The 16,984-nt window shown below is 69.4% G+C and carries 14 protein-coding genes; 12 read left to right on the top strand and 2 right to left on the bottom strand.

What is annotated here, in order from left to right:
* Positions 1-12 precede the first annotated feature (12 nt).
* Genes ACZ6SA_RS00985 through ACZ6SA_RS01040 form a run of 12 tightly spaced genes read left to right on the top strand, consistent with a single transcriptional unit; the run spans position 13 to position 15,638 of the window.
* Entirely contained in the window at positions 13-1,998 is a 1,986-nt protein-coding gene (locus tag ACZ6SA_RS00985; RefSeq protein WP_347642079.1) for an ABC transporter substrate-binding protein, read from the top strand.
* A gap of 9 nt (positions 1,999-2,007) precedes the next feature.
* Positions 2,008-3,006 (top strand): ABC transporter permease, encoded by a 999-nt coding sequence (locus ACZ6SA_RS00990; protein ID WP_347642078.1) that lies wholly within the window; start codon positions 2,008-2,010, stop codon positions 3,004-3,006.
* Between the two features lie 6 nt (positions 3,007-3,012).
* The gene (locus ACZ6SA_RS00995) at positions 3,013-4,179 is read left to right on the top strand and encodes an ABC transporter permease (RefSeq protein WP_347642077.1); all 1,167 of its coding nucleotides are present in this window, start codon (positions 3,013-3,015) and stop codon (positions 4,177-4,179) included.
* A 6-nt stretch (positions 4,180-4,185) separates the two neighbouring features.
* Positions 4,186-5,193, top strand: a complete 1,008-nt coding sequence (locus ACZ6SA_RS01000) for an ABC transporter ATP-binding protein (protein WP_443150589.1) — start codon at positions 4,186-4,188, stop codon at positions 5,191-5,193.
* Positions 5,190-6,239, top strand: a complete 1,050-nt coding sequence (locus tag ACZ6SA_RS01005; RefSeq protein ID WP_465825914.1) for an ABC transporter ATP-binding protein — start codon at positions 5,190-5,192, stop codon at positions 6,237-6,239. Before ACZ6SA_RS01000 ends, ACZ6SA_RS01005 begins: the two co-directional genes overlap by 4 nt.
* The gene (locus tag ACZ6SA_RS01010) at positions 6,236-7,279 is read left to right on the top strand and encodes a sialidase family protein (RefSeq protein WP_347642074.1); all 1,044 of its coding nucleotides are present in this window, start codon (positions 6,236-6,238) and stop codon (positions 7,277-7,279) included. The genes ACZ6SA_RS01005 and ACZ6SA_RS01010 overlap by 4 nt, the downstream gene beginning before the upstream one ends.
* A gap of 17 nt (positions 7,280-7,296) precedes the next feature.
* Positions 7,297-8,457 carry a sialidase family protein gene (locus ACZ6SA_RS01015; RefSeq protein WP_347642073.1) on the top strand — a complete coding sequence of 387 codons (1,161 nt, stop codon included), beginning with the start codon at positions 7,297-7,299 and terminating at the stop codon, positions 8,455-8,457.
* Positions 8,458-8,472: 15 nt separating this feature from the next.
* Positions 8,473-9,921, top strand: coding sequence for an ABC transporter substrate-binding protein (locus ACZ6SA_RS01020; protein ID WP_465825915.1), 1,449 nt, complete (start codon positions 8,473-8,475; stop codon positions 9,919-9,921).
* Positions 9,918-11,318: a DUF5060 domain-containing protein gene (locus ACZ6SA_RS01025; protein ID WP_347642071.1), complete on the top strand. Its 1,401-nt coding sequence runs from the start codon at positions 9,918-9,920 to the stop codon at positions 11,316-11,318. Before ACZ6SA_RS01020 ends, ACZ6SA_RS01025 begins: the two co-directional genes overlap by 4 nt.
* The gene (locus ACZ6SA_RS01030; protein ID WP_347642070.1) at positions 11,315-12,316 is read left to right on the top strand and encodes a DUF5605 domain-containing protein; all 1,002 of its coding nucleotides are present in this window, start codon (positions 11,315-11,317) and stop codon (positions 12,314-12,316) included. The genes ACZ6SA_RS01025 and ACZ6SA_RS01030 overlap by 4 nt, the downstream gene beginning before the upstream one ends.
* Positions 12,313-14,328, top strand: coding sequence for a hypothetical protein (locus tag ACZ6SA_RS01035; RefSeq protein ID WP_465825917.1), 2,016 nt, complete (start codon positions 12,313-12,315; stop codon positions 14,326-14,328). The genes ACZ6SA_RS01030 and ACZ6SA_RS01035 overlap by 4 nt, the downstream gene beginning before the upstream one ends.
* Positions 14,325-15,638 carry a glycoside hydrolase family 28 protein gene (locus tag ACZ6SA_RS01040; RefSeq protein WP_465825919.1) on the top strand — a complete coding sequence of 438 codons (1,314 nt, stop codon included), beginning with the start codon at positions 14,325-14,327 and terminating at the stop codon, positions 15,636-15,638. Before ACZ6SA_RS01035 ends, ACZ6SA_RS01040 begins: the two co-directional genes overlap by 4 nt.
* Before the next feature lie 199 nt (positions 15,639-15,837).
* On the opposite strand, the gene ACZ6SA_RS01045 is transcribed toward ACZ6SA_RS01040, so the two are convergent.
* Together ACZ6SA_RS01045 and ACZ6SA_RS01050 are read right to left on the bottom strand one after the other, a co-directional pair.
* Positions 15,838-16,155, bottom strand: coding sequence for a hypothetical protein (locus tag ACZ6SA_RS01045; RefSeq protein ID WP_465825921.1), 318 nt, complete (start codon positions 16,153-16,155; stop codon positions 15,838-15,840).
* 411 nt (positions 16,156-16,566) lie between these two features.
* Positions 16,567-16,971, bottom strand: coding sequence for a hypothetical protein (locus ACZ6SA_RS01050; protein WP_465825922.1), 405 nt, complete (start codon positions 16,969-16,971; stop codon positions 16,567-16,569).
* Positions 16,972-16,984 lie beyond the last annotated feature (13 nt).

The following is a 16,984-nucleotide window of genomic DNA, read 5'->3' on the forward strand; positions in this document are numbered from 1 at the left end:
AGGAGCATGCTCATGACACCACAACCGTTGACGAGGAGGGGTCTGCTCGCCGGCGGCGGCTTCCTGCTGCTGGCCTCCGCCAGTGGATGCGGCTTCTTCGACACCAGCCCCGACACGGGCGGCAAGGTCGCGAAGGCGGCCGACCTGTCGGCCAAGGAGGCTCCCGCGCTGGCCGAGCTGGTCAGGAACGGCAAGCTGCCGCCGCTCGCCGAGCGCCTGCCCAAGAACCCCCTGGTGGTCAAGCCGCTGAAGGAGCCCGGCTCGTACGGCGGCACGTGGAACTCGGCCATGGTGGGCGAGGACGACTGGGACTGGCTGATCTACACCCTCGCCTACGAGCCCCTCGTCCGGCTCAAGCCCGGCACCAACGGCCAGAAGGGGCCGGACGACATCATCCCCAACGTGGCCGAGTTCGAGGTCAAGGACGACGGCCGGGAGTACGTCTTCCGGCTGCGCGACGGCCTGAAGTGGTCCGACGGGCAGCCCTGCACGGCCGACGACCTGCTGTTCGGCTTCGAGGACGTGACCGTCTACAAGGGCCTGCACACGACCGGCGTCTACGACCTCTTCCTGGAGAACGGCACCACGGACGAGCTGGTCAAGGTGGAGAAGGTGGACGAGCGGACGGTCCGCTACGTCTACAAGGAGCCGAAGGCGGGCCTGCTGTTCCAGATCGCGGTCGCCACGTTCGAGCGTGGCGGAGCCACCGGCCTCCTGCTGCCCAAGCACTACCTCAAGCAGTTCCACAAGAAGTACAACCCGGACGCCGACAAGCTCGCCAAGGAACAGCAGTTCGAGGACTGGACGCAGCTGTTCATGCAGAAGAACGACTGGGCGCACAACGCCGACATCCCGACGCTGCACCCGTGGAAGATCACCACCGCGATCGGCGACGGCACGGCGGTGGTGGCCGAGCGGAACCCGTACTACTGGAAGGTCGACGACCAGGGGCGCCAGCTTCCCTACATGGACCGGTTCAGGTCGGACCTCCTCGGCGACGTCGAGGTGGAGCTGCTGAAGATCATGAACGGCGAGATCCACATGCAGCTCCGCAACTTCAACACGCCGGAGAACAAGCCGCTGGTCGCGCAGAACGCAGGGAAGGGCAAGTACCGGCTGTTCAACGTGCCGAGCCGGCTGAGCAACACGATGATCATCCAGTTCAACCAGACGATCGGCGACGACGACCTGCGCGAGTTGTTCCAGAAGAAGGACTTCCGGATCGGGCTGTCGTACGCGATCAACCGCAAGGAGATCATCGACGGCGTGTACGCGGGGCAGGGCGAGCCCTGGCAGGCCGCGCCGTCCAAGAACAACGCCGTCTACGACGCGGAGTTCGCCAAGCAGTACACGGAGTACGACGTCGCCAAGGCGGGCGAGTACCTGGACAAGGCCGGGCTGACCAAGAAGGACTCCGCCGGCAGGCGGCTGGGCCCCGACGGCAAGCCGCTGGTCGTCACCGTCATGACCAGCGCGGAGTTCCCGCACCACGTCCAGGCGCTGGAGTTCGTCAAGAAGCACTGGGAGGCGGTCGGGGTCAGCCTGCGCGTCGATCCGGTCTCGGACACGCTGTTCACCGAGCGCACGATGGGCAACAACCCGCAGGCGTCCACGTTCACGTGCAGCGACTTCGACGTGATCACCGGCACCGGCGGCAGCCACTACTACGTGCCGAGCAACTCCGGCAGCGCCCGCTACGCCATCCGCTGGGCCCTGTGGTACGGCAGCAAGGGCAAGAACGGCGACGAGCCGCCGGCGGTGGTGCGCGAGCAGCTCGAGGCGTTCACCGCGATGCGCACCGAGCCGGACATCAACAAGGCGCTGGAGCACGCCAAGGAGGTCGTGCGGATCGCCAAGGACCAGTTCTACGCGATCGGCGTCAGCTCGCACCCCGACGAGTACGGCATCGTCTCCAACGAGGTCAAGAACGTGCCCGACTCCATGTCCGTCTGTCCCGTGAACCCCGGGCCGACCCAGCCCGAGCAGTACTCCTTCTGAGGCGCCGGCATGCTGGGTTATTTCGGCCGCCGCCTGCTGTACGTGGTGGTGACGATGTGGGCGATCTCGATCGCCACCTTCGTCATCATCAACCTGCCGCCGGGCGACTACGTCTCGACGCTGATCGCGAACGCGCAGGCGGGCGGCGAGGGCCTCACTCCGGCGGAGATCGAGAACCTCAGGCTGCGCTACGGCCTGGACGATCCGATCTTCCTGCAGTACTGGCGCTGGATCACCGCGATCCTGCTCCACGGCGACTTCGGTCAATCGTTTGCCTGGAACCAGCCGGTCGCCACGCTCATCGGCGAGCGGGTCGCGCTCTCGGCGATCCTGTCGATCAGCTCGCTGCTCATGGTCTGGGCGATCGCGTTCCCCATCGGGATCTACAGCGCGGTCAAGCAGTACTCCTGGGGTGACTACGGGTTCTCCTTCCTCGGCTTCATCGGGATGGCGGTCCCCGAGTTCATGCTGGCGCTGGTCCTCATGTACATCGGGTTCCGCTACTTCGGGGCGAGCGTGGGCGGCCTGTTCTCGCCGGAGTTCCAGGACGCGGCCTGGAACCTGGGCAAGGTCCTGGACCTGGCGGGACATCTGTGGGTGCCGATCCTGGTCATCGGGGTGTCCGGCACGGCCGGCATGATCCGGGTGACCAGGGCGAACCTGCTCGACGAGCTCTACCGGCCCTACGTGCACACGGCCAGGGCCAAGGGGCTGCCGGAGTGGAAGCTGCTGCTGAAGTACCCGGTGCGGATGTCGCTCAGCCCGTTCTTCAGCACGGTGGGCTGGCTGCTCCCGGGGCTCATCGGCGGGGAGACCATCGTGTCGGTCGTCATGAGCCTGCCGACAGGGGGCCCGCTGCTGCTCAGCGGGGTCATGAGCCAGGACATGTACCTGGTCGGCAGCTTCATCATGATCCTCAGCACGCTGACCGTGGTCGGCACCGTGGTGAGCGATCTGGCGCTGGCGTGGTGGGACCCGCGAATCCGCAAACGGTACAAGAGAGAGTAGCGCCACATGTTCCTCAGGCGACCGACGAAGGAAGTAGGGACGCTGCCGCAGTGGCGGCTGATGTGGCGGCAGTTCCGCCGGCACCGGCTCGCGATGGTCGGCGCGGCGATCCTGATCCCGGTGTACTTCGTGGCGATCTTCGCGGAGTTCTTCGCGCCGATGTCCAGCTCGACGGCGAACACGTCGATGACGTACGCGCCGCCGCAGACGGTGCGGTACTCGGGTGAGCACGGCCTGCACGTCTACGGGTACACGACCGAACGCGACGCGACGACGTACGCGCAGACCTACACCGAGGACCCCGCCAAGGTGATCAGGGTGGGGCTGTTCGTGCACGGCGACGAGTACAAGCTGCTCGGGCTGATCCCGTCCGACATCCACCTGATCGGCCCGGTCACCAAGGGCGAGCCGGTCTTCCTGCTGGGCTCCGACGAGAACGGCAGGGACCTGCTGTCCAGGCTCATCCACGGCGCCCGCGTGTCGTTGTCGATCGGGCTGGTCGGGGTCGCCGCCAGCTTCTTACTCGGCATGCTCATAGGCGGCATTTCCGGATATTTCGGGGGCGGCGTCGACAACGTCGTGCAGCGGGTCATCGAATTCCTGATGGCGATCCCGACGTTGCCCCTGTGGATGGCGCTGTCGGCCGCGCTCCCCACGGACTGGGGGCCGCTGACCCGATATTTCGCCATCACGGTGTTGCTGTCGCTGATCGGATGGACCGGTCTGGCCAGGGACGTGCGCGGGCGGTTCCTGTCGCTGCGCGAGGAGGACTTCGTCACCGCCGCCCGGCTGGACGGCGTCGGCCGGCTGTCGATCATCTTCCGGCACATGATCCCGTCGTTCGCCAGCCACATCATCGCCTCGCTGTCGCTGGCCATCCCGGCCATGATCCTCGGCGAGACCAGCCTGAGCTTCCTCGGCCTGGGGCTGCAGGCGCCGGCGGTGAGCTGGGGCGTGCTGCTGGAGGGCGCGCAGAACGTGCGCGTCGTCGCGAACGCTCCGTGGCTGCTGGCTCCGGGCGTCGCGGTGGTGGTCGTCGTGGTCGCCATGAACTTCTTCGGAGACGGCTTGAGAGACGCGGCCGACCCGTACGGATCGAAGAGCCGGGCCCGGAAAAGGAAGCCCTTCTGGCGCCGCGCGAGCACGACCATCAACCCGGCGACAGGAAGGTGAGCAGGCGTGCCCGCGGACGACGTGCTGCTTGAGATCGAGGACCTGCGCACCCACTTCCTGCTCGACGACGGCGTGGTGTGCGCGGTCGACGGCGTGGACCTGCGCGTTCACAGAGGCGAGACGCTGGCCATCGTCGGCGAGTCCGGCTGCGGGAAGAGCGTCATGGCCCGCTCGATCCTGCGCCTGGTGGACCCGCCGGGACAGATCGAGGGCGGGCGGATCACGCTGCACCGGGAGGACGGACCCGTCGAGCTGGTCGGGGCGGACAAGCGGCTGCTCCGGCAGGTCCGCTGGCAGGACATCGCGATGGTGTTCCAGGAGCCGATGGCCTCGTTGAGCCTGGTGCACACCATCGGCAGCCAGATCGTCGAGGCGGTCCGGCTGCACGACAACGTCGGCAAGGCCGAGGCGCGCGAGCGGGCCATCGACATGCTCGACCGCGTCGGCATCCCCAAGCCGCGGCGCCGGGTCGACGCCTACCCGTTCGAGCTGAGCGGCGGCATGCGGCAGCGGGCGATGATCGCGATGGCGCTGTCGTGCCGCCCGAGCCTGCTCATCGCCGACGAGCCGACGACCGCGCTGGACGTGACCACCCAGGCGCAGATCCTGGAGCTGCTCAGGGACCTGCAGGCGGAGTTCGGCATGGCGATCATGCTGATCACGCACGACCTCGGCGTGGCCGCGCAGGTGGCCGACCGGATGGCGGTCATGTACCTGGGCCGGGTGGTCGAGTACGGAGCCGCCGAGCAGGTGCTCTCCGCGCCCAAACATCCGTACGCGCAGGCGCTGCTGCGCTCGATGCCCCGGCTCGGGCGCGCCTCGCGGACCCGGCTGGCGGCGATCAAGGGCATGGTGCCGCCGCCGTTCGCGCGGCCGGGCGGCTGCACGTTCCACCCGCGCTGCGACAGCGCCATGGCCGGCCGGTGCGACACCGTGACCCCGAGCCGCATCCCGGTGGGCGACCGCGAGGTCTCCTGCCTCCTCTACGACGACGAGCAGGAGGAGCGTCCATGAGCACGGAACCCCTGCTCAAGATCGAAGGGCTGACCAAGCACTTCCCCATCCGCAGCGGCCTGCTCGGCCGGCAGGTCGGCGCGGTCAAGGCCGTGGACGCGGTGGACCTGACCATCGAGGAGGGCACCACGATCGGGCTGGTCGGGGAGTCCGGCTGCGGCAAGACCACGCTGGGCCGGTGCATCGTGCGGGCGCACGACCCCACCGGCGGGCGCATGCTCTACCGGCGGCCGGACGGCTCGGTGGTCAACGTGGCGGGCCTGAAGGAGAAGGAGCTCAAGCCGTACAGGGGGCAGGTGCGGATGATCTTCCAGGACCCGCACTCGTCGCTCAACCCGCGCAAGACGCTGCGCGAGATCATCGGCGAGCCCATGCGGGCGCACCAGTACGGCACCAAGGAGGAGATCCACGACCGCGTCGGCGAGCTGCTCGACCGCGTCGGCCTGCGCCCGGAGTACGCCAACCGCTACCCGCACGCCTTCAGCGGCGGCGAGCGCCAGCGGGTCGGGATCGCGCGGGCGCTGGCCCTGTCGCCCCGGCTGGTCGTCGCCGACGAGGCGGTGAGCGCGCTCGACGTGTCGGTCCGCGCGCAGATCCTCAACCTGCTGACCGACCTGCAGGAGGAGTCGGGCATCGGCTTCCTGTTCGTCAGCCACGACCTCGGCATCATCGAGCACGTCGCCGACGTCGTCGCGGTGATGTACCTCGGCAAGGTCGTCGAGCAGGGCCCGACCGGCGAGCTCTACGGCCGCCCCATGCACCCCTACACCGAGGCGCTGCTGTCGGCGGTGCCCGACCCCGACCCGGCGGCCAGGAAACGCCGCGAGCGCATCAAGCTGCTCGGCGACATCGCCGACCCGGCGAACGTGCCGGCCGGCTGTCCCTTCCACCCGCGCTGCGTGTACGCCAAGGACGTGTGCCGCACGGAGCAGCCGCCGCTGCGCGAGGTCGGAGGGCGCCGCGTCGCCTGCCATTTCGCGGAGGAACTCGAACTGCGCGGCGTCCCGGACCCGGACGTACGCGAGGACCCGAAGGTGAACGCATGACCGACCCCCGTTTCGACGGCGTCATCCGCCCGTCCGGCGCGCTGCCGGGCGTGCGGGAGGCGCTGCTGCCCGCGCCGCACGGCCCGGACAACCACGCCGCCAACCTGCTGCGCACCCGGGACGGCGAGCTGCTGTGCACCTGGTTCAGCGGCCCCGAGGAGGGCGCCCCCGGCACCAACGTGGTCGTCTCCAGGCTGGCCGGCGAGCGCTGGGAGACCCCCCTGCTGGTCGCCGCGGACCCGCGGCGCAGCGAGCAGAACCCGGTGCTGTTCGACGGCGGCGACGGGCTGATCCGGCTGCTGCACACCTCCGGCGAGCCGTACGACCAGACGACGGCGCACATCGTGGTCAGGACGTCTGCCGACGCGGGCCGCACCTGGAGCGAGCCGGACGTGCTCTTCTCCGAGCCTGGCACGTGGGTGCGGAACCCGCCGGTCGTCCTGGCCGGCGGGACGTGGCTGCTGCCCGTCTACCACTGCGGCAAGTCCGGCGACCGCAGCGCGATCCAGGTCAGCGACGACGGCGGGCGCACGTGGACCGAGCACGCGGTCCCCGACAGCGGCGACCTCGTGCAGATGACCATCGCCGAGCGGCCCGACGGGCGCCTGCTGGCGATGTACCGCGACCGGCGGGCGGGGCGGATCTACGCCTCCACCTCGGCCGACGGCCGGGCATGGTCGGTTCCGGAACGGACCGGCCTGCCGAACAACGACTCCTCCGTCCAGCTCACGAAGCTCCGGGACGGACGGCTGGCGCTCGTCCACAACGACGCGAGCCTGGAGCGCGAGCAGTACAGGTGGGTGGTCAAGAACGGCAAGCAGCGCAAGAAGGCGCTGCGCACCCCCTTGGTGCTCGCGGTGTCGGACGACGGCGGCGAGAGCTGGCCGTACCGGCGGGTCCTGCAGGACTCCGACAGCGAGTACTGGCAGAACGAGCTCGGCTACTCCTATCCGAGCGTCATTGACGGCGGTGACGGGCGTGCGGACGTCGCCTTCTCCTATCTCCGGAAAACCATCAAGTATCTAGAGATTGGCCTGTGATGAAACTTCGGCAGAGCATGTTATACGGCGCTCTGGCGGTGGCAGTGGCGGTCCCCTCTTCCCTCTCCAACAGTGCCGGCGACAGAGACGGCGACGTGCGGGTGGAGCCGACCGGCTCCTACGCCTGCCGCCAGGACGTCGCCGCGCCCGACCCGGACGTCCCCAAGGTGCACGCGGCCGGGCTGGCGCAGGCGCCGAACGGCGACATGCTGACCGTCTACTACGGCGGCACCACGGAAGGGGCGCCGAACCAGGCGCTCTACATGTCGCGGCTGGCGGCGGGCAAGCACGCCTGGTCCGCGCCCGCGGTGGTGTTCGACGAGGCGGACAAGGCCGACGGCAACCCCGTGTTGTGGTCGGACGGCAAGCGGCTCTACCTGTTCTTCGTGACGATCGAGGGACACGGCTGGGAACAGGCCCCGATCCGGCTGATCACCTCGGACGACAGCGGGAAGACCTGGAGCGAACCCACCACCGTCCGCAAGGAGTGGGGATGGATGGTGGGCACCAACCCGATCCGCATGTCCAACGGCGAAGTGCTGCTGCCCATCTACGACGAGGGCGGCTCCAGCTCCGGCTTCTACGTCTTCAGCGAGGACATGTCGTCGTGGAAGGCGTACCCGGAGGAGCACGGCAGCTGGATCCGCACGCCCGAGGGGTCGATCCAGCCGACCGTCGTGGAGGTCGAGCCGGGACGGTTGCGCGCCTACATGCGCACCGGTGACGGCGCCATCTACACGAGCGACTCGACCGACTTCGCGCGCACGTGGAGCGCTCCCGTCGCCGAGCCCATCGGCAACCCCAACTCGCGCGTCGCCGCGCACAAGCTCGACAACGGCAAGCTCGTGCTGGCCTACAACCCGTGGGTCGAGCACCGCTCCCCCATGCGGCTGTCGCTCTCGCCCGACAAGGGCCGCACGTGGGAGAACTCCGTCGACGTGGAGGCGCAGTCAGGGCCGCAGTTCACCTATCCCGTGCTGACGCAGAGCAGCGACGGCTTCATCCACATGGTCTATTCCTACAACCGCAACAACATCCGGCACGTGGTCTTCAACGAGCCGTATCTCCGCGACGCGGTGGGCCTGCTGTCCAACTGGCCCGAGCACACGATCACCGAGTTCAAGAACGGCGTCCGGCGCAACGTGGTGCGCCGTTGCAGTTACTCGCCCTCGAAATAATCTCAGGGAGATCACATGAAGAAGTCCCGCGGCTTCGCGCTGCTCGCGCTCGCCCTCGCCATGACCACCGCCGTCCCCGCCGCCGCCAACGCCTCACCGCAGCCGTCGGCCGCCTGCAAGGACGTGCCCAACCAGTACAACGTGCCGTTCAGCGTCTGCGACGACGAACTGTTCATCTTCGCCGCCAACTACAAGCCGTTCGAGTCGACCGTCCAAGGTGAGCAGGAATCCGCGACCAGGGTCTTCGACGAGATCATCGGCAAGAAGCTGCGCGCGGCGTTCCCCGACGTGAAGATCAAGTACGCGACGTGGGACTACCCGGTGCGGTACGAGGAACTCAAGGCCGCCGGGGTCACCCCGGACATCGTCATCGAGGACCCGAAGAACCGCATCGACCGCGACCTCGAGCCGATGGGCTGGGTCGGCGACCTCACCGCCGACCTCGAGAAGGCCGGCATCGACCTGAACACGCTGAACAAGTCCGCGGTGGAGCTGACCAGGTCGCGCTCCGACGGCGGGATCTACGGCGTGCCGCTGTTCATCGACGAGCACGTGCTGCTCTACAACAAGAAGATCTTCGACAAGTTCCGCGTCAAGCACCCCAAGCCCGGCATGACGTACGACGAGGCGTTCAAGAAGGCCAAGCAGCTGACCAAGGACGACGGCCTTGATCACTACAAGGGCTACATGCAGCACCCCGACCAGTACCTGGACTTCAACCAGGCCGGTCTCTACCCGTTCCTGCCGACGACGAGCGAGGAGCCCAAGCCCGAGGACGTCAAGGTCGACATCAGCAGTGACGCCTGGAAGACGTACGTCGACAACCTGTACCGCTTCCTGGAGATCCCGCGCAACGACTTCACCACCGTCACCGACTACTTCAAGGGCGACATGAGCCAGCCGGGCCACCTGGCCATGGCGGTCGACACGCTGTCGCGGCTGAACATGTACGCCGGCAGCGAGCTGTTCATCGAGGACGGCGACGAGGCCGCCTTCGCCGAGCAGGCCAAGAGCGTCGACATCGGCGTCAGCTCGATCCCGATGCTCGAGAAGGGCGCCAAGACGATCTACCAGCCGAACACGCGGGCCGCGTTCATCCCGCCGTCCTCGCCCAAGAAGGACCAGGCGCTGCAGATCGTGAAGTGGCTGGTCTCCGAGGAGGGCCAGACCGAATTCTCCAGCCACGGCGTCAAGGCGGTCCTGCAGACCGACAAGGTCGTGCAGAGCTTCGGCAAGGCCATCCCCGAACTGGCCAAGATCGACGCCTCGGCCGTCTACTGGGGTGAGAACGCCGTGATCTCGAACTACCAGAACACCGAGTACTGGGACCTGCCGCTGTGGTCGGTCTACCGCCAGCACATCCTGCGTGACGGCGGGACGCCCGAGCAGGCGCTGAGCCTGTCCCAGCAGCAGGACATCCCCAACTACATCAAGGCACAGGCGGAAGCGGGCAAGGACTGGTGACCTTCTCCACCACCGTGGAACGCTGGGGCGTCCACGAGATCGAACTGGCCGGACCGACCGGCGGCAACCCCTTCGCGGACGTTCGCCTGTCGGCCCGGTACCAGTACCGCAACCGCGTCGTCGAGGCCGAGGGCTTCTACGACGGGGACGGCGTCTACCGCGTCCGGTTCATGCCGGACGCGGTGGGTCCGTGGCGGTTCACGACTGTCAGCAACGTGGAAGAGCTGGACGGATGCTCGGGCGGCTTCGAGGTGGGGCCGCCCGGCCCGGGCAACCACGGCCCCGTGCGGGCCGCCGGCACCGGCTTCGAATACGCGGACGGCACGCCGTACCTGCCGTTCGGCACGACCGCGTACCACTGGACGCACGACATGGACCGGGAGCGGGAACGCCAGACGCTGCGGACGCTCAAGGCGTCGCCGTTCAACAAGCTGCGCATGTGCGTGCTGCCGACGGGGCCGATGGCGCCGCCGGAGGTGCCGTTCGCCGGGAAGGACCCGGACGGGCTGGACCTGACCCGGTTCAACCCGGTGTTCTTCCGCCACCTGGAGGCGGGGGTCCGCGAGCTGCGTGACCTCGGCGTGGAGGCGGACGTGATCCTCTTCCACCCGTACGACGGCGGGGTGCGCGGCTTCCAGGACATGGGCCGCGAGGTCGACCACGCCTTCGTGCGCCACGTCATCGCCCGCCTGGCCGCCTACCGCAACGTGTGGTGGTCGGCCGCCAACGAGTACGACTTCAACCGGTCGAAGACCGTGGCCGACTGGGACGACATCCTCCGCACGATCGTGCGGCACGACCCGTACGAGCACCTGCGCTCCATCCACAACGGGACGCGCATGTTCGAGGTCGCGTCGATGTACGACTTCACCAGGCCGTGGATCACGCACCAGAGCATCCAGCACTGGGACGCCACCCCGACCGACGCCTGGCTGGCGGCCTGCCCCAAGCCCGTCGTGATCGACGAGATCTCCTACGAGGGCAACATCGGCAAACGCTGGGGCAACGTCACCGGCCAGGAGCTGATGGACCGGTTCTGGGAGGGCATGACGCGCGGCGGCTACGTGGGCCACGGCGAGTCGCTGGCCGGCTTCCAGGACCGCGCGTGGATCGGCAACGGCGGCGGCCTGTACGGCGAGAGCCCCGCCAGGATCGCCTTCCTGCGCACGATCATGGAGGAGCGCCGTGACGGCACCCTCCTGCGCTACCTGGGGCGGCGCCAACCGGCCCAGGTCACGGTGGACCTGCCGGCGGGCGAAGCCTACGAGGTCGAGCTGATCGACACCTGGAACATGACCATCACCCCGATCGACGGGGTGCACCGCGAACAGGTGCGGGTCGGCCTGCCGCGCAGGCCGTACCTGGCGCTGCGGATGACGAGAGTGGGAGACCGATGAGCATCGGGCCGATGGCGACCACCGCGCTCGGCTGGCACCTGCACGACGAGAAGCGGCGGACGCGGACCCTGGCCTCGCTGGAGTCGTCGCCGTTCGACCGGGTGCGGATGGCGGCGTTCGCCACCCGCTGCTCGCTCGACGCGCTGGAGGAGCGGGTGGCGGAGCTGGCCGGGATCGGCGTGACCGCCGAGCTGGTGCTCATGCATCCCGGCGAGGGCGTGTCCGACGTCGAGACCGCCTGCCGCTACGTGCGCGACGTGGTGCCCCGCCTGGCCGCGCACCCGAACGTGTGGTGGTCGCTCACCGCCGACCCGTCGCCGTTCCCCGCGTTCACCGAGCACGACTGGGTGCGGCTGGCCGACCTGGTGGCCGAGGAGGACCCCGGCCACCATCCGCGCTCGATCACCGTCCCCGCGGACTCGCCGCTGTTGTGGCGGCGCACCTTCACGCACGGCAGCGTCCGCGCGCCCAGCCCGCGCGACGCGTGGGTGCCCACGCGCGACCACCACAAGCCGGTGCTGATGGACGCGTGCGGGTACGAGGGCGACGGCGAGGACCCGTCGCTGAGCCTGCCGCCCGAGAAGGTCGTCACCATGGCCTGGGACGGGTCGGTACGGCGGCGTTACCTGACGCACGGCGAGTCGTACGCGGACGACGACGGGCTGACCTGGTCGCAGGACGGCGGCACGCTCACCGGCGCCGCCGTGCCCAGGCTCGCGCTGCTGCGCCAGGTCATCGCCGGGACCCCGGACGAGGCGCGCTACCGGGATCGGGACGCGCCGATGCTGGAGGTGCCCGGGGAGTTCTACCTGGAGTACTGCGGGGAGCACCGCTTCCCCGACAGGACGTACGAGGTGCCGGAGGGGCGGTACGAGGTCGAGGTGATCGACACGTGGGAGATGACCGTCACGCCGCTCGGAGTGCTGGACGGCGGGACGATCGCGGTGCCGCTGCCGGGGACGGTCGGCCAGGCCGTCAGGATCCGGCGGCGCCCATGACGGCGGGCGTCCTCATGGCCGTCGAGGAGCCGGGCGGGAAGGTCGTCGAGGTGGTGGCCGGTTCTGGCGGGCCCGAACTGGTGCTGCGCCGCCGCGACGTGGACGGGCCGCACCTGCGGGCCCCGCTGAGCGGCATGCTCACCGCGTCCACGGGCCGCCCGTGGCGCATCGAGCCCGCCTTCGGCGACTCCGTCCGCGTACGTTCGGCGGGCGGGACCATCGTGGTCACGGCCGGGCTCGGGCCGCTGAGCGCCCGGCTCGAGCTGGCCTTCGCCCCCGGCGGCCTGCTCACCCTCACCACCACCTGGCGCAACGACGCCGGGCAGGAGGTCGCCGACGTGGCGGCCGGCCTCCTGCTGCCCCTCCCCACCACGGACGCGCACGTCACCATGCCCGGCGTCCTCTACAACGGCAACCCCTCGTCCGACCCGCGCAAGAAGGTCCCCCGCGAGGGGTTCGTGAGCGAGGAGCACCGCCTGCCCATCCCCGCCGTCAACGCCGCCTGGGACGGCCGCTACGTCAGCCTGTTCGCCCATCCCGCGGCGACCAGGCTCGGCGACGGAACGGTCGCGTACGGCTCGCTCGGCGTCGTACGGTCGCCGGGCCTCACCGTCGCGGCCATGACCGGCGTGATCGCCTTCGACGGCAGGCCGGACGTCTGCTACGTCAGCAAGGCGGAGGTGGCGGACCGTCCCGTCGGCTACCGTGACCTGGCACCCGGCGAGACCGTCACCACCCGCCACACCCTCGACTGGGGCCCGGTCGAGCCGCGCGGCCTCGGCTTCACGAAACTCCTCCGCACGGGGCTCTACGACGGCCGGGGAGCCAGGCCGCTGTCCCGCGACGAGATCGTGCGGCTCAAGACGAACGCCATGGACGCGCGCTGGGCGGGCGACGGCTACCTCGCCTACGACAGACCCCGGCCGGGCAAGCCCCGGTCGTACCTGTACGGCTGGACGGGCCAGTGCATGAAACTGGCCCGCTGCGACGCCGAGCTCGGCCTCGGCCGCGACGAGCCGGAGCGGGTCGGGCGCGCCCGCCGCGCCGCCGGCTTCTACGTCGAGGGCAGCACGGCCTCCGTACGCGGGTTGCGCCACGGCCGCTACCTGCTCGACGAGGACCGGTGGGAGACGTTCCGCAAGGACGGCGCCGCCTTCTTCTCCAGCCGCGCCCACGGCGAGACGGTCGCCGACCTGGCCGAGCTCGCGCTGCGGTTCCGCGAGGCGGGCCTGACGGCGCCGCCGGCCTGGGAGGAGGCGGTGGAGGACGCCGCCGCGTTCTTCTGGCGGACCCGGCTGCCCGAGGGCATCGTGCCGCTCGGCTGGACCCCCGGCGGCGTCCCGTTCTCAACCATGATCACCGCGGCCGGGGTGTCGTGCGTGCAGGCCCTGCTGGGCGCGTACCGGCTGAGCGGCGAGCAGGTGTGGCTGCGGCGCGCGGAGGAACTGCTGGGCCGCTACCACCGGCTGCACGCGGCCACGTTCGAGCGGCCCTTCGCCCACGCCACCCTCGACGCCAGCGGAGAGGACAAGGAGGCCGGGATGTACTACTTCCAGGCCGCCTTCGAGCTCTACCGCCTCACCGGGCGCGAGACGTACGCGCGATGGGCGGAGACGGCGGCCGACTGGCTGCTGACGTTCGTCTACGTGTGGTCGCCCGAGTTCGACGCGGGCAGCACGTTCGAGCGGCGCGGCTTCAAGGCGTGCGGCTGGCCCTCGGTCAGCGTGCAGAACCACCACCTCGACGTGTTCTTCCCGACGTCCGAGCTGATGGAGTTCGGCCTGATGACCGGCAGGACGCACTACGCGGAACGCGCCGAGACGATCCTGCACGCCATGGGGCAGGGCATCTGCACGGAGCCCGGCGACTGGGGCTTCGACGTGCCCGGCGAGCAGGGCGAGGGGTTCTTCCAGACCAACTGGCAGCGCAAGGGCGAGGCGAACACGTGGAACCCGTCCTGGGTGATCGCCCTGCCCCTCCACCACGCCCTGCACGCAAGGAAGGTGTCATGAACGAGGAAGAGGCCTGGCGGTACGCGGACGAGCTGCGCGAGCGGGTACGGCCGCCCGAGTTCCCCGACCGGTGGTTCGACGTCACCGGCTTCGGGGACGGGGACACGTGGACCGGGGCGTTCCGCGCCGCGATCGAGACCTGCCACGAGAGCGGCGGCGGGCACGTGCGGGTGCCGCCCGGCACCTACCTCACCGGCGCGATCCACCTGCTCAGCAACGTGGACCTGCACGTGGAGGAAGGCGCGACGATCCTGTTCAGCACCGACCCCGCCGACTACCTCCCGGCCGTCTTCACCCGCTTCTCCGCCATCGAGTGCTACAACTACTCCCCCTTCATCTACGCCCACGGCCAGGAGAACATCGCCATCACCGGCGCCGGGACGCTCGACGGCGGGGCCGGGCCCGAGCACTGGTGGTGGTGGGTGGGCACGCCCGCCTTCGGCTGGGAGCCCGGCATGCCGGACGAGGCCGGCGACTGGGCCGCGTTGCAGCGGATGGCCGCGGAGGGGGTGCCGGTCGAGGAGCGCGTGTTCGGCGCGGGGCACCACCTGCGGCCGAACATGATCCAGCCGTACCTGTGCCGCAACGTGCTCGTCGAGGGTGTGCGCATCGTGCGCTCCCCCATGTGGGAGATCCATCCGGTGCGGTGCGAGAACGTCCTGGTCAGGAACGTGTCGATCTATTCGCGCGGGCCCAACAACGACGGCTGCGACCCGGAGAGCTGCCGCTCCGTGGTGATCTCGGGCTGCGTCTTCGACGTCGGCGACGACTGCATCGCCATCAAGGCCGGCCGCGGTCCCGACGGGCGGCGGGTGGGGGTGCCGTGCGAGGACGTGCTGATCGAGGACTGCGACATGCGTTACCGGTACGGCTCGGTCGCCATCGGCACCGACACGACCGGCGGCATCCGCAACGTCTTCGTCCGCCGCTGCCGCTGGGGCGGCCCCGGGCTCTACTTCGGCCTCTACATCAAGACGAACTCCGTGCGGGGCGGATACGTCGAGAACGTCTTCGTCAAGGACGTCGAGATCAGCGAGCTGACCAAGGAGGCCGTCTCCATCGACCTCTACCACGGCGACGGCCACAACGGCGACGACCCGCCCCCCATCCGCAACATCAACGTGGCGGGGCTGCGCAGCGACCGCACGCGCAGCGCGTACCTGCTGCGGGGGTATCCCGAGCAGCCGCTGCGGGACGTCACGATCAGGGACAGCACGTTCGCCCACGTGCAGCGCGCGGACGTGGCCGCCGACATAACCGGCCTGACCCTCACGAACGTCAAGGTGGCCGCACCACCGTCCGGACCGTGACGACGGGCTCAGTCCGTTCCTTCAGGAGCCTTTCGTACGGCGAACGCGACGGAAGACAGCAACGGGCGCTCAGCGCTGTCTAGAGATCGACCTTTCGGACGACAAGGCGGGTGCCGCACCGCCTGATCGTTTCTTCCGGGCTCGGCCATGTCCCGGGACCGGCGGCACCAGGAGAGGAGGGCGAACTCGTGTGTCCCCTTCAGCTTTCAGGCTTGGCGAGGGCGGCCAGGACCTGATCGAGACGCGACTCCACACCGGACAGGCGACGTTCCACCGTGCCCTCAAGACTGCCCAGGCGGTCCGTAAGACGGCGTTCCAGGGCTTCCAGGTCCTGCCGCGTTGCGCGGGTGGCGCAACTAGCCATCGGCGCGGTGTGCACCAGCAGTTCTTGACGGGCCACAGGAAGGTGCTCGATCGCGGCTTTGATGTCCGCGATCTCCCCATCCGCACGGAATGCCCACGATTCCAAACGCTGGACGCGCTCGGCTATGTGCGCGCGATGCTGGGGAGCGGTCATGCCGTCATGATAGTCCGCCCATCGAACGTGGACCCGCAAGTCCGAACAACCAGGTAACACGGCTGAAGAGATCCGCCGGGGCGTCGCCGCCGTCAACGGGCGCGGCCGTTGAGGAGGTCCTCCCACAGCTGCTTGGCCTGCCCGATCCGGAGCCAAGGACTCTCGCTGACCTGGACGCCTGCGCTCGATCTCCTCGTACGGCGGATGTGGCCGAGGCCGCCCGCCACGCATAGTTCGTACGACGTCGTCGAGCACACGCAGGTGTGGGCTCGGACCCGGATGGACCCACACCTCGCGATCACGGCGGACCAGGCGATACCGGTGTGCCCCTCTCGCGAGGGCTGGGGATGCGGGCCGTGGAACTCCTCCAAAGCCATGCCGACCTCCAGAACATGTTGTACGTGCCGAGGGTTACGAGGCGGGGCGGCGGAGCGGGCAGGGGTGGGAGGTGTGGCGGTTGGGACAGCAGATCACTCCGAGCGTCACGAACCGGCCGCCGTGCAGCCATTCGCCCCACTGCACGTCCACGCCCCGGGACAGCAGGTCGCGGGCGGAGTCGAGTCGTTCCTCCACCGGAACGCCCCCGGGCCGCAGCGCCTCCCGGACCTTGCCGTACTCCCCCGCCAGCCATCCGACGGCCTGCTCCACCTCATGGAAGGTTCCCGCGATGCGCGAGGCGGGCTTGGCCAGCCAGTCGCCGGTCCGCATCGGCGGCACCATCGACGACGCGAAGGCCGGCGAGGACGGCCGGCGCTCGGCCTCGTTCTCGCGGTCAGTTCCCGTACCGACCCACTGGTAGGCATGCCAATGCATCATGAGGAACTCCCGT

It is taken from the genome of Nonomuraea sp. NPDC049378 (assembly GCF_055586745.1).

Bases quoted from the DNA above. Each gene is read 5' to 3' on its own strand.
- ACZ6SA_RS00985 (WP_347642079.1), top strand. From the start codon at position 13: ATGACACCACAACCGTTGACGAGGAGGGGTCTGCTCGCCGGCGGCGGC.
- ACZ6SA_RS00990 (WP_347642078.1), top strand. From the start codon at position 2,008: ATGCTGGGTTATTTCGGCCGCCGCCTGCTGTACGTGGTGGTGACGATG.
- ACZ6SA_RS00995 (WP_347642077.1), top strand. From the start codon at position 3,013: ATGTTCCTCAGGCGACCGACGAAGGAAGTAGGGACGCTGCCGCAGTGG.
- ACZ6SA_RS01005 (WP_465825914.1), top strand. From the start codon at position 5,190: ATGAGCACGGAACCCCTGCTCAAGATCGAAGGGCTGACCAAGCACTTC.
- ACZ6SA_RS01010 (WP_347642074.1), top strand. From the start codon at position 6,236: ATGACCGACCCCCGTTTCGACGGCGTCATCCGCCCGTCCGGCGCGCTG.
- ACZ6SA_RS01015 (WP_347642073.1), top strand. From the start codon at position 7,297: ATGTTATACGGCGCTCTGGCGGTGGCAGTGGCGGTCCCCTCTTCCCTC.
- ACZ6SA_RS01020 (WP_465825915.1), top strand. From the start codon at position 8,473: ATGAAGAAGTCCCGCGGCTTCGCGCTGCTCGCGCTCGCCCTCGCCATG.
- ACZ6SA_RS01030 (WP_347642070.1), top strand. From the start codon at position 11,315: ATGAGCATCGGGCCGATGGCGACCACCGCGCTCGGCTGGCACCTGCAC.
- ACZ6SA_RS01035 (WP_465825917.1), top strand. From the start codon at position 12,313: ATGACGGCGGGCGTCCTCATGGCCGTCGAGGAGCCGGGCGGGAAGGTC.
- ACZ6SA_RS01040 (WP_465825919.1), top strand. From the start codon at position 14,325: ATGAACGAGGAAGAGGCCTGGCGGTACGCGGACGAGCTGCGCGAGCGG.
- ACZ6SA_RS01045 (WP_465825921.1), bottom strand. From the start codon at position 16,155: ATGACCGCTCCCCAGCATCGCGCGCACATAGCCGAGCGCGTCCAGCGT.
- ACZ6SA_RS01050 (WP_465825922.1), bottom strand. From the start codon at position 16,971: ATGATGCATTGGCATGCCTACCAGTGGGTCGGTACGGGAACTGACCGC.